This window comes from Rivularia sp. UHCC 0363 (assembly GCF_034931125.1).
Lineage (GTDB): Bacteria > Cyanobacteriota > Cyanobacteriia > Cyanobacteriales > Nostocaceae > Rivularia.
Map to the genome: position 1 here is coordinate 1 of NZ_JAYGHM010000056.1, position 13515 is coordinate 13515.

8 protein-coding genes are annotated in these 13515 nt (G+C 39.3%); 4 read left to right on the top strand and 4 right to left on the bottom strand.

The annotated features are described in order from the left end of the window. Positions 1–32: 32 nt before the first annotated feature. The 3 genes from VB797_RS25590 to btpA form a co-directional block, all read right to left on the bottom strand. Positions 33–2243: a CHASE2 domain-containing protein gene (locus tag VB797_RS25590; RefSeq protein WP_323240573.1), complete on the bottom strand. Its 2211-nt coding sequence runs from the start codon at positions 2241–2243 to the stop codon at positions 33–35. Between the two features lie 866 nt (positions 2244–3109). Next, positions 3110–4108: a vitamin K epoxide reductase family protein gene (locus VB797_RS25595; RefSeq protein ID WP_323240574.1), complete on the bottom strand. Its 999-nt coding sequence runs from the start codon at positions 4106–4108 to the stop codon at positions 3110–3112. A 272-nt stretch (positions 4109–4380) separates the two neighbouring features. Continuing rightward, positions 4381–5223: a photosystem I biogenesis protein BtpA gene (gene btpA / locus VB797_RS25600; protein ID WP_323240575.1), complete on the bottom strand. Its 843-nt coding sequence runs from the start codon at positions 5221–5223 to the stop codon at positions 4381–4383. 1163 nt (positions 5224–6386) lie between these two features. Here btpA and rimO point away from each other — a divergent pair. Beyond that, the gene (gene rimO / locus VB797_RS25605; RefSeq protein ID WP_323240576.1) at positions 6387–7700 is read left to right on the top strand and encodes a 30S ribosomal protein S12 methylthiotransferase RimO; all 1314 of its coding nucleotides are present in this window, start codon (positions 6387–6389) and stop codon (positions 7698–7700) included. Between the two features lie 83 nt (positions 7701–7783). After that, positions 7784–9367, top strand: coding sequence for a DEAD/DEAH box helicase (locus VB797_RS25610; RefSeq protein ID WP_323240577.1), 1584 nt, complete (start codon positions 7784–7786; stop codon positions 9365–9367). Between the two features lie 263 nt (positions 9368–9630). Here VB797_RS25610 and VB797_RS25615 read toward each other — a convergent pair whose 3' ends face one another. Next, positions 9631–10581, bottom strand: coding sequence for an aldo/keto reductase (locus VB797_RS25615; protein ID WP_323240578.1), 951 nt, complete (start codon positions 10579–10581; stop codon positions 9631–9633). 180 nt (positions 10582–10761) lie between these two features. Here VB797_RS25615 and VB797_RS25620 point away from each other — a divergent pair, with 180 nt between their 5' ends. Continuing rightward, a complete protein-coding gene (locus tag VB797_RS25620; protein WP_323240579.1) occupies positions 10762–12240 on the top strand; it encodes a BCD family MFS transporter in 1479 nt (492 codons plus the stop codon). A gap of 404 nt (positions 12241–12644) precedes the next feature. After that, the gene (locus tag VB797_RS25625) at positions 12645–13445 is read left to right on the top strand and encodes an inositol monophosphatase family protein (protein ID WP_323240580.1); all 801 of its coding nucleotides are present in this window, start codon (positions 12645–12647) and stop codon (positions 13443–13445) included. Positions 13446–13515 lie beyond the last annotated feature (70 nt).

The following is a 13515-nucleotide window of genomic DNA, read 5'->3' on the forward strand; positions in this document are numbered from 1 at the left end:
TAACTCCCAACTCCTAACTCCCAACTCCCTATTCATTCAGCAAATTCATAACGATTTTTCCCCAGATGCTTCGCACGATACATTGCAGTATCCGCTTGCTTGAGTAATGTTTCTGAGTTGTAAGCAGTATACGGATAAATGCTGATACCGATGCTCGCGGAAACCTTGGCACTATGACCTTCTAAGGTAATTGGTTCTGTAAGACTTGTAAGAATTTTATCAGCAATTTTAGCAGCAACTTGTGGGTTAGGAATCCGACGTAAAATAATTGTGAACTCGTCCCCCCCCAAACGGGAAACAGTATCGCTACCACGCAAACAATTGTTAAGTCGTTGACCAACCGTTACTAACAAAAGGTCGCCCATTTCATGTCCTAAAGAGTCATTTACTTGCTTAAAACCATCTAAATCTACAAACAGCAATGCTAGCAAGTAATCACCGTTTTGGGCCCAACACAAAGACTCATGAAGTTCTTCTGTAAAAGCTTTCCGATTTGGTAATCCGGTAAGAGCATCGTGATAAGCAATATAGCGCAAATGGTCTTCTTGATGTCTTAGTTCTTTATTAGAACGATACAATTCATCGGCAGTACGCTTAAGTTCTTCTTCTATAAGTTTACGTTTAGTAATATCGCGAATTACACCAACTAAGAATAAGTTACCAGCAGCATCTTTATGAAGCGAACGTTTAGTCGCGAGTAGATGAAGCTTACCATTAGCATCTGTAAGTTCTTCTTCGTTTTCTAATAATTTTTGAGTTTGAAAAACATACTCATCTTTTTCTCTAAAATCATCAGCTTCATGTCTAGGGAAAAAATCATAGTCTAACTTATCGATTAAGTTATTTTTAGGACAGCCAACCAACTCACAGTAAGCATCGTTTAAAACAATCCATTCATGCTTTTCATTTTTAACGTAAATAGGGTCTGCGACTGTATTAATAACTTGTCGTAAAAACTCTCTAGAACGTTTAAATTCTTCCTGAGAATGAGCGATTTGACTGGTAATAAAAATTACTGAGGTAACGTAAGTTATTAAGGCAGGAACCAGTGGTATCCACCAGCCTTTTAAAAATAACAAATAAGCGCTACCTGTTAACATAAAACTGAAAAGCAATACTAATAATAAATTGGTGCTTGAACTCCTAATTCGCCATCTAGTTATTGCCCCTACATAAGCCCAAATTATAATCCATACGCATTCCATAGGTTCAGACCACACTTTAAGTAATTCCCTTCCTTCGACAGCTGCGGAAAGAATTTCATCAATAAAATAAGCCTGTAATTCTACACCAGCTATAGACTGCGGTTCTTTGTCCGTAAAATCGCTAGAGTATGGAGTTAATTTTAAATCCTGTAAGCTGGGTGCAGTAGAACCAATTAGCACGATACGGTCTTCAATCCAACTTCTGGGTACTTCTCCATCTAATATTTTTATTAAAGGTATTTTACGAAAACCATAGCCTTTTTCACAGCTTTCGTTACAAACAGGTTTGGAAAAGTTAGATAAAAATTGATAACCACCATCATCAGCTTTGATGTAGCCACCATCATTTTGTTTAAATCTAGTAAATGTAGCTTTACCTAATTGTAAATAGTCAGAATTTTCTGCATTTTTAGGTGTAATACCCTCAGCTTTCAAATATAGTCGCGCCAATTTTAAAGCAAAGCTTTCATATCCAGTATTATTAATATGCAAATACAGTAAACCGCGACGCACTTTACCATCAACATCCACTATCACATTATTAAAACCTACTTGGTTTTTTTTGCTTAATATAGGTGGTGGTTTAACCCGGTCGTTTGGATTATCTGAGAGTAATTCAATACCAACTAAATTCGGTGTTGATGCAAATACTTCTTCCAAGTTTTTACTACCAGGTGATACTGCTAAATCTCTATAAACGTCTAAACCAATAGCACGGGGTTTATAAGCTTTTATTTTTTCTAATAATTCAGCTACTTTGCGATCGGAAATGGGCCAAGAATTTAGTTCTTGCAAAGAAGCTTCATCTATAGCGACTATGGTAATACGTTCTTGATGTTGTTCAACTGGACGTAATTGAAAGAACTGGTCTAAAGCAGTCCATTCTAAAGATTGCAATAACCCTAGGTAGCGTAATACAAGTACACAAAATACAACGCTAGAAGCAGTTATTAATTCTCTGTGTCTTCTAAAAAGTTTTGTTTGCAGCGCAAAGATTGATTTTTGTACATCTTTGCCTAGTTTTTTTCTTGTTCCCATTACCAAATCGGGAGAAAAATTTTCAAGTAAGTCGGCATAAATAAAACCAACTATGTAACGGAATGTAAACTGGTATCAAAGCCTTGTCCCTACTCCCTGTGATGATTACGATTTTCAACCCCGACCTACTTAATACAGTTAAGGTGCTAACTATACTTTGTACTTAGAGATTTTGGTAAAATGATGAACATATGCATAAAATCTATTTAATTGAATGTAATTAATAGACCAAGTTGTTCTAACTGTTTACTAAAATTTTTAGAAATGTTTTAGCTGAGTATGGTTCCCTAGGGAAACTTACATAGCTCTATATTTTATGTCAGTGATTGTATCTATGAACCAACGGCACATTTTCAAGTAATTACAAGTATCTGTTTAGTACAAGTAGTGATTTTACATAATTAAAGGGTACTTACATAAACATCCTATCGGCAAGTGCTAAATATTAAATTATTGATGTTTGTATATAAATTTTAATTCTCCTTTACTATTTAGGTATAAACCGAATTTTATGTAAGTATGTAAAAAATTATCTTTTACGAGTAAATGTAGAATAGTCGCGAATATTCTTTTTGTGACTCACTAGGCATGGGTTCCAAAGAATTATTTGTTTTCGATTTTTAAGTACTTTAACTTATATAAAATAATATATAAATATATTTTTTATACATTGTATTGCGATTATCTTTTTAATGAAAATAAAAAGCCAACAGAAGCTAATACCTCAGTTGGCTTTTTAGATTTAATTTTTGCAAATTGGAATTTGTCTAAGGGACTTGCAAACTGAAAAATATCTAATTTTCCAACGGTAGCGCGTGCTAGGTCACATTACGATTATTAGATAAATTATTTTTTGCAATCCGATCTCAACGACGTAGATAATACTTGAAATTGGTCGGACCTTGATAACCAGAAACTTTTGCTAATTCTTCAAGACTTTGCGCTCCTGTATAGGTTTTACCCTTGATCTTCCAAGTAGGATAGCTTTCAATCCCGGCTGTTTTACACTCCGGTTTCACATTATTAGGATTATCAGCTGGAGCGCAATCTGTATGAGGTACTTCTTGATAGGCTTCCTTACCAAATAATAGCTTTTGCTCGTGACAGTGAGGACACCACCAAGCAATATATTCTTTGGCTCCAATTTCTTTGAGATGACGTGCTAATGCGATTTCTGCTTCCCCAGAAGTGGTGGTAACTTCCCAACCAACTCCGGGTTGAGGATTTGCTTGGGGAACAAAGCTAATTGGCCCACCTTTAGTAGAATCGGTTGTCTGAGTTCCATTAGGTGTCACACCAGCATAAACACCTAATGTCCCAATCAGCGTTACCATGCCGACAATTACCGCAGTAAAGAAAATTTGCCCTATATCTTCCCAACTACGACCGATAATAGTTAAGACCAGCATCGTTAGGGAAAATAGAGCGGATGCAATACAGTAAGGACAAACAGTTTTGATCTGGCTAAATAAAACATACATTAGATAGCTGCTGAAAACCGTCATGGCGATCGAGCCAATCAGCAGAAATGTCCATGTTAAGTTTTCTAACTTCTGACGCTGCTCTTTATTTTCCCCACTTTTTAAAAGCAAAGGTGCAAGAGCAAATACCAGCATACTAAAATATGCTAGAAACCCGAACAAAGCTAATGGCTGTCCGAGAACAGTTGCCCAAGGACTAGAAAGAACGCTGTTGCATCCAGAAGCCGACCCCGCAGTTGCAGAGGAAGCAGTACAGGCAACTTCTCCTCCTCTTAATTTGACAATGGTCAGATAGCCAGTTACTAAAGCACCGCAAGAAGCAATTCCTGCGATTAGTAAACGGGAGAAGCGATGAATCCAAGGAGTAGAACGACGACGAATCATAAGCTAAAACATTATTAATTGGGATTAATAAATCGGAAATAGGTAATAAACTAGGACGTTATATTCTAAATCTGTATAACACCAGCAATTAAAATCTGATGTCTCATAGCTTACATAGCTTAATTTAGTTAAAATTAACTTGTGTTGCAAACTAAACTTAAAATCCGTAAGTATGACGACAATTCAGGCAATACAATATTATTGTGTTGGTTCTTGAATGACGAACGCTAATTACTACAATTGTTAACCACTACAATTCCCAATTTCCGTTCTTAAGAATGTAGCTTGAAAGAAGCTGATTCGTGACCTTTGGAATTAAAATTGAGTCGAGCAGCTTCTACAAACTGGCTGACGCGGATTGGGTCTATAGTTTGGTCGCGGTTCCCGTGACGTTTCAAAGAACTAGAAACTATTACACCATCCGCAGCTTGCATTAGTGTAGCAATATTATCCCAACTCGCCCCACTACCAACAAATACCGGAGTCCCTTTCGCTGCATTTGATGCTAGTTCCAAATCATCAGGATTGGGAGGATTACCCGTAGCCCAACCCGATAAAATCACTGCATCCGCTAATCCCCGCTCAATTGTATCTTGAACGGCAGTTGTCAAATTAACCGAACCCAGGGGACGAGCGTGTTTCACCAATACATCCGCCATAATTTTGACATCACAGCCTAATTCTCGCCGGTATCTAAGTAATTGATGCGCTTCTCCTTCTATTAATCCTTGGTCTGTTGCCATTACCCCCGTTAGCACGTTAACGCGGATAAATTGCGCTTGGGTACAGCTGGCAATCGCGATCGCGCTTCTGGCATCGTTCCGCAACACGTTTAAGCCGATAGGCAAAGTGACAAGATTTTGTATCCGCTGTACCACTACAGTCATTGCACTGACAATCGCTGGGTCTACATGATTCTTTGTAAACGGCGCATCAAAAAAATTCTCGACAATAATACCGTCAATTCCGCCGCTAGCAAGGGCAACTGCTTCTTGTTCCGCACGGTCAATTATCGCTTTGAGACTACCTCCCCAGCGTGGTGAAGTAGGCAGTGGTAACAGATGAACCACACCAATAATTGGTCTTCGTGTCTTAAATAACTGATATAGATCCACGTCTTTTTTTTTTACGGACTTTATGTGGTTTCCCGGCAGAGAGGCAAATGGCACGTTTGTTTATTGTTAATAAAGCAAAAGCAACGTTGCTACGACCGATATTACCCTGGTATCCTGTTTGACTTGATAATATATAGTACAGTTCGGCGGTAATAAAACTACCATTCAAAATGGCTAAAAAGCATATAGAATAAGCTTTCTTTCGTAATAAATGCCTTTTTACTTTCGCCTTGCTGTACTAGTACGGGAATTAACCAGCAAAGGAGTGATTCGTACCATTAACTTGGATAAAACCCAAGTAAAAAACACATGAAGACTATTTTACAGAATTTCAAGCAAAAACCACCGCATTTATGGGTGGGATGTAGCGGTAGCACATTTATATGCTGTCAACGTTTTTTGGACGGTGAATAACTATATTATAATTATACAGCTTCAACTACCCCGCCCTGCCCTTTAGGGCTGAGAACGGGGATTGCTAAAAATAAATTTAGCAACGTAAGCAACAAAAAAGCAGTATGTCAACGCTATCTTTTAAAACCGGGATAAATAAATTTCCTTATTTGTGATTCTCTTTAAAAATTGACTTTAGATGAAAAAATAATCTACCTCTACCAATAGACCTAATTTGCCACAAAAAATTTCATAAGATATGTTAAGATAGAGAGAGTAAGACAAGAGGAGTCTGCCGCTCATATTCCTGCGGCTTGCAGCTTTACCTAAAAGAGTGTATGGTCTGCTACAGATACAGGCAATCGTCTGGGGAAAGGGTAATATTACCGCTAGCTAAAGCGTAACTCAGCCTGCGATTTCCTTTAGGGTAGCGACTTCTCTACAAAAAACCGATGTTAGTCGGTTGCTTCCTAATGAGCAAATTCAGTGTTGTTTACGGATTGCGGTAATGAAAAATACCACAAATTAATAATATGTAAATAAAACGATTCAAGGTTCAACAGTTAAAAAGACTGTTTTATACCTATGGAGAACGAATAGATTTTAAGTAAGGTAGAAAAAATATTTTACCTACAGTGGGTGTATATTGCTTAAGAATAGTGAGGTGTAAGTCTAGAAAATTTTTGCGATCGAAAAATGGCAAAAATCTATAACCAATCGCTCATTATGTCCGGAAATTTAACTCGAAACAGCAAAATATCTTTTATAATATGGGTGATAAGCCAACAATTGCATTTTCTCACCTAGGCTGCGAGAAAAACAGAATTGATACAGAGCATATGCTCGGTTTGCTTGTAGAAGCAGGTTATGGCGTAGATTGTAATGAAGAATTAGCAGATTACGTTATTGTCAATACTTGTAGTTTTATTGCGGCAGCGCGAGAAGAATCTGTTAAAACTTTAGTAGAATTAGCAGAAGCCGATAAGAAGATAGTCATTACTGGCTGCATGGCGCAGCATTTTCAAGAGCAATTACTCGAAGAACTGCCAGAAGCAGTAGCGGTTGTAGGTACGGGCGATTACGATAAAATCGTAAATGTAATTGAGCGAACCCAAGCAGGCGAACGTGTCAAGCAAGTAAGCGCCGAGCCTACTTTTATCGCCGATGAAACAACGCCTCGCTATCGGACTACTTCAGAAGGTGTAGCTTATTTAAGGGTCGCGGAAGGGTGCGATTATCGCTGTGCGTTTTGTATAATTCCTCATCTACGAGGGAAGCAACGTTCGCGTACTATTGAATCAATTGTCGCAGAAGCAGAGCATTTGGCATCTCAAGGAGTACGGGAGATAATATTAATTTCCCAGATTACGACAAATTACGGTATAGATATTTACAAGAAACCCCAGTTGGCAGAACTATTTCGCGCTCTGGGTAAGGTAGATATACCGTGGATTAGAATGCACTATGCTTATCCAACGGGACTAACCCCAGATGTGATTGCGGCGATTAAAGAAACACCGAATGTTTTGCCTTATTTAGATTTACCGTTACAGCATTCCCATCCTGAAATTCTTCGCACTATGAATCGTCCCTGGCAAGGACAGGTGAACGATGCGGTTATCGAGCGCATAAAAGAAGCGCTACCGAATGCTGTGCTGCGAACAACCTTCATCGTGGGTTTTCCTGGGGAGACAGACGAGCATTTTGAGCATTTATGTGAATTTGTCGAGCGTCATGAGTTTGACCATGTAGGTGTTTTCACTTTTTCACCGGAGGAAGGAACAGAAGCGTACAACTTGCCTTTGCAATTGCCGCAACAATTAATGGATGAGCGGCGAGATATACTAATGCAAATTCAGCAGCCGATTTCTTGGAAGAAAAACCAGATCGAAATTGGTAAAGTAGTTGATGTGTTAATTGAGCAAGAAAATCCCACTACGGGAGAACTAATAGGTCGTTCTGGTAGATTTGCGCCAGAGGTAGACGGACAAATATATGTTCGTGGAGAAGCTCGTTTAGGAGCAATTGTGCCAGTAGAAATACATAAGGCTGATACATACGACTTATACGGTAAATTGGTTTAAATTTAGCTTGCTGTATTTGATTAAGCTGACAAATTAATTAACACAAATAATCGATCAAATAAACTTAGAACATAGGAGAATTGATGAGTCTTACTTTTGAAGATTTAGGGATTTCACAACAGCGCCTTGCACAACTAGAAAAACTGGGTTTTACAACACCGACTAATATTCAAGAACAGGCAATTCCTCAACTGTTATCAGGTCGCGATGTAGTAGGTCAATCTCAGACTGGAACTGGTAAAACGGCAGCATTTTCCCTACCAATCTTAGAGCGGCTAGATGCTAATGAAAAAGCAGTCCAAGCTATAGTTTTAGCTCCAACTCGCGAACTTGCAATGCAGGTTCATAGTGCTATTGCAGAATTTGTTGGCACTGAAAGATTGAAAATTGTGGCAATTTATGGTGGTCAGTCAATTGACCGTCAAATGATGCAGTTAAAACGTGGAGTTCACGTTGTTGTTGGTACACCGGGACGAGTAATTGATTTGCTCGATAGAGGCTGCTTGAAGCTCGACCATGTAAAGTGGTTTGTGCTGGATGAAGCCGATGAAATGTTGAGCATGGGCTTTATTGATGATGTAGAGAAAATTCTTTCTAAAGCACCAAAAGAGCGTCAGACAGCTTTATTTTCGGCGACAATGCCGCCCTCAATTCGCCAATTGGTGAATAAATATTTAAACGACCCCGTAACAGTAACGGTTCAACAACCAAAAGCTGCTCCGAATAAAATTAATCAGGTAGCTTACTTGATACCGCGTCACTGGACTAAAGCTAGAGCTTTACAACCGATCTTGGAAATGGAAGATCCGGATACGGCATTAATTTTCGTTCGTACCCGACGTACCGCAGCCGAATTAACCAATCAGTTGCAGTCAGCCGGTCACAGTGCTGATGAATACCACGGTGATTTATCCCAACAAGCGCGGGAAAGATTGTTAGGACGCTTCCGCAATCGTCAAGTTCGTTGGGTTGTAGCAACTGATATTGCTGCAAGGGGCTTGGATGTTGACGAACTTACCCACGTAATCAACTTTGATTTACCTGATAGCGTAGAAACTTACGTTCACCGTATTGGTCGTACTGGTAGAGCTGGTAAAGAAGGAACTGCAATTTCCTTGGTACAGCCATTTGAGCGACGCAAACAGCAAACAATTGAACGTCACAACCGCCAGAATTGGCAAATGCTTTCTATTCCTACCCGCGCTCAAATCGAAGCGCGACAGTTGGAAAAACTGCAACTTCAAGTTAAAGAAGCTTTGAGTGGCGAACGTTTGGCTTCATTCTTACCAATAGTGCGCGAACTAAGCGAAGAATATGATGCTCACGCGATCGCAGCAGCAGCTTTACAAATGGCTTACGACCAAACCCGTCCGGATTGGTTAAAAGCAGAAAGCATTCCCGAAGAAGACGCGAACTATACGAGTTCAAACCAACCCAGATTACGTTCTTCTTCACGTCGTTCCTCTGGTGGTGGAGATAAAAACCGCCGTTGGGTGCAGGAAGGCAATAGTGGAAATGGAAATGGAAATGGAAAACGTGGTGGTGAACGTGGTGGTGAACGTGGTGGTGGATCTCCGAAACCCAAACTTAAAACAAACCAACGAGAAACTTCTGCCATGCATCAGAGTCAATACGGTTCTAGCACCGCAAAAGAATCTGCATCTTAATTAATAAATTGGTTTTGTTGTAGAAATAATCTCTACTAGTTAGTAAATTTCAGAATTTATTTAGAACAATACTGGTAGAGAGATCAAATCAAAAGTCAAAAAGTAACTGGTTCCAATGCAATCATGCTTCCGAACAAGGAAGAAGAAAGTTAAAACGATCGCAATGGAGCCAGTAATTATTTAATTTTAGATTTTAGATTAGTTAGTACCACCGGAGTTAAGAATTATCTTCCCAATGCCCAATCATTAATAATTGTTAATTGTTAATTCAACCAAGGACGGCTAATTCGATCTAATTGAGCAACCTCATCATCGCTCAATTTCCAACCCAAAGCACCAGCATTTTGTTGAACCTGTTCTGCTGTTTTGACTCCAGAAATAGGAATGACATTACCTTGAGCAATTAACCAGTTGAGAGCGACTTGCGCGGGAGTACGACTATATTTTTCGCCAATAGTTCGTAATAATGATATAACTGGCTCGATTTTTTGTAAGTTATCTTTACTAAATCGCGGGTCTATTTTTCTTGCACCAGTCGGATTTATAGTATTATCTGTCGTATATTTTCCTGTTAGCAATCCTTGAGCTAAAGGACTATATGCCAAAATTGTCACACCTAATTGTTTCGCGGCACTAATAATTCCTTGGGTTTCAACTTGACGAGTTAATAAAGAATAACGCACTTGATTAACTGCTAAAGGTATACCGCGACGAGCTAAAATTTCATGTGCTTCCTGCATTTGACTTTGGGAGTAATTACTTACACCAATAGCTTTAATTCTGCCGAGTTCTACCTCCGTTGCTAAAGCATTCATCAATGTTTCTTGGCTGAGAAAAAAAGTAAATGGCCAATGTACTTGATACAATGCAACTTGTTGTACTTGGAGACGTTTAAGACTCTCAGTTAATGCATCGCTAACAGATTCAGCAGAAAATCGCCAGGGTAAAGGACCGAACTTGGTGGCAATTTGCACTTGTTTATCCGTTTTTTTGATAAACTGTCCGAGCAATTCTTCTGAAAGCCCCAAACCATAGACTTCCGCAGTATCAAAAAACGTAATACCCGCCTCGATCGCAGCATTAAAAGCTTGTTCTACCTGTTCGGAACCGTATTCATTACCATAATTCCAAAATAGTTTATCACCCCAAGCCCAAGTACCCAGACACAAAGGGGTGACTGATACTGCATTTTGTCCTAATATGATGCTTTCCATTATTGATTAAATACTTTTACAATACTTTACCTAAAGTGTATCGCTGTTGTTGATATTAAAAGCTTTATTGATGAATCGTTAGTGAGATAATAGCAAAGCAACAACCGATTAAATTAGATAAGTGTTTCAGTTTAATTTTGGTTACTCCCGCTTGATTTATAGTTTTATTTTTAAGTAGTTATGGCAAGCAGTAATCCTAATCCAGAATCTAACAACTCGGAACAAATCAAATCGCTTCCTAGAATCAAGATTTTAACCATGTTCCGCTTGGGTTTGTTTCAAATGGGACTGGGGATTATGTCCCTGCTGACATTGGGGGTACTCAATCGAGTCATGATTGACGAACTCAAAGTTTTACCATTGATTGCAGCAGGTGCGATCGCGATGTACCAGTTTGTCAGCCCTGCACGAGTTTGGTTTGGTCAAATGTCCGATGCAAAAACGATTGGCGGCTATCATCGTTCTGGGTATGTATGGATTGGTGCAGCTTTTTTTACGGTAATTTCTTTTGTGGCGCTGCAAGTGGTGTGGCAGTTGGGCTATAGTTTACAGGCTCGCGGATGGAGTTTCCAAACCTACGGTTGGGCTGCAATACTGGCATCAGTTTTTGCAGTTTACGGTTTAGCTCTCAGTGCAAGCTCTACACCTTTCGCGGCTTTATTAGTAGATGTAAGCGACGAAGACAACCGTTCTCAACTAATTGGGGTTGTCTGGTCAATGTTGATGGTTGGGATTGTCATTGGGGCAATTGTTAGTTCTAAATTGTTAGAAACACCAGAAGTTTGCGGTTCAGCTATATTATCTTACGACCCTTCTCAAACAGGGAAAATAGCTGATATAGCGCAACTGCAAGCCACAATTAACCCCGTATTTATAATTATGCCAGCCATAGTTTTCGGACTATGTATATTGGCAACTTTCGGTGTAGAAAAAAAATATTCCCGTTATTCTTTACGTTCGCAAGCTGTAGAAAGAGAAGACCAAATAACTTTAAAAAAAGCATTAAAAGTTCTCACAGCCAGTCGTCAAACTGGTTTCTTTTTTGGCTTTTTGATGGTATTAACTATCAGCCTTTTTATGCAAGATTCAATTTTAGAACCTTACGGTGGAGAAGTTTTTGGAATGTGTATTGCCGAAACCACAAGATTAAATATTCCTTTTGGCATCGGTACTTTAATCGGAATTGGTTCGACTGGCTTTTTATTAGTACCGCGTTTGGGTAAAAAAAATACTACTAAATTTGGATGTATCGGCGCGGCGCTATGCAATGGTTTAATTATTATGGCAGGATTTAGCGCTAGTAAAAGTTTGTTGATGTTTGGCTTGCTGCTATTTGGATTATCATCTGGAATGTTGACAGCAGGAGCCACTAGTTTGATGTTAGATTTGACTGCTGCGGAAACTGCGGGAACGTTTATTGGTGCCTGGGGATTAGCGCAATCAATGGCCAGAGGTTCGGCAACTGTACTTGGTGGAGGATTTTTAAACTTAGGTAAAACGTTATTTGAATTACCAGCAATGGCCTATGGATTAGTATTTGTATTGCAAGCGATAGGAATGATTTTTGCTATTTTATTATTGCGTCGAGTTAATGTTAAAGAGTTTCAAAAAAATGCCAAGTTAGCGATCGGTTCTATTTTGGAAAATGAATTAGATTAAAATAGTTTTTCTTGTTCCCAGGTTCCACCTGTTTTCTTGTTCCCAGGTTCCACCTGCTTTCTTGTTCCCAGGTTCCACCTGCTTTCTTGTTTTTTCTTGTTCCCAGGTTCCACCTGGGAATAAAGTTTTCTTGTTCCCAGGTTCCACCTGGGAATAAAGTTTAGAAGGCTCTGCCTTCTTCTTGATCTCTAGAGGCAGAGCCTCTTGAAATGCGTTCCCAGCCGGAGTCTGGGAACGAGTGTTACGAGTGTTGCCCTATTCCCTATTTCTTGTTCCCAGGTTCCACCTGGGAATAAAGTTTAGAAGGCTCTGCCTTCTTCTTGATCTCTAGAGGCAGAGCCTCTTGAAATGCGTTCCCAGCCGGAGTCTGGGAACGAGTGTTTCCCTATTCCCTTTTAAAAAACATGAATGATTTTTGGAATAATATTTTAGAATTTTCTCAAAGTATTACGAATAGAGTCGGAAAGCAGTTAATGCAAGATTTTGGAAAGGTACAAGCCGATCGCAAGGCTGATGGTAGTTTGGTCACGAAAGCCGATAAGTGGGCTGATAACGAAATTCAAAATGCGATCGCTGCTCAATTTCCCGATCATGGTATTCTCTCCGAAGAAAATAACAAGGTTTTCCCCGATACTGAATGGTGCTGGGTAGTTGACCCTTTAGACGGTACGACTAACTTTACGAGGGGAATTCCTATTTGGTGTATTTCTCTAGGTTTACTCTACAAAGGTACACCTGTATTTGGCTATGTCTATGCACCACCAACTGATGAAGCTTTTTATGGATATTGGCAAGGTGATTCTGGATTAGATTTACCTTCAGGGGCATTTTGCAATCATCGTCAAATAAGAACTAGTAGGGATGATCTGAGTAAAAATCATTTTTTTAACTTATGTTCTCGGAGTACTTCGATAATTAATCCAGATTTTCCCTGCAAAATCAGAATGCTCGGTGTTGCTAGCTATAATTTCCTGACTGTAGCGACGGGGGCTGTATTGGGTGCTGTTGAAGCGACACCCAAGGTATGGGATATAGCAGGTGCTTGGGTAATTTTACAGGCTGCTGGAGGTTGTTGGATATCTTTGAAATCCGAGCCGTTTCCTTTGGTTGTAGGTGAGGATTATACTGCAAAATCTTTACCGACTTTGGCTGTAAGTCGTTCAGAATTAATTGAAGTATTTAAACCTTTTGTAGTTAATTGTTAGTTGTAGTTGTAGGTTGGGTTAGGCGCACAAAGAATGGTAGTTTTTAACTAGAAATTAGTCTATGCGCCGT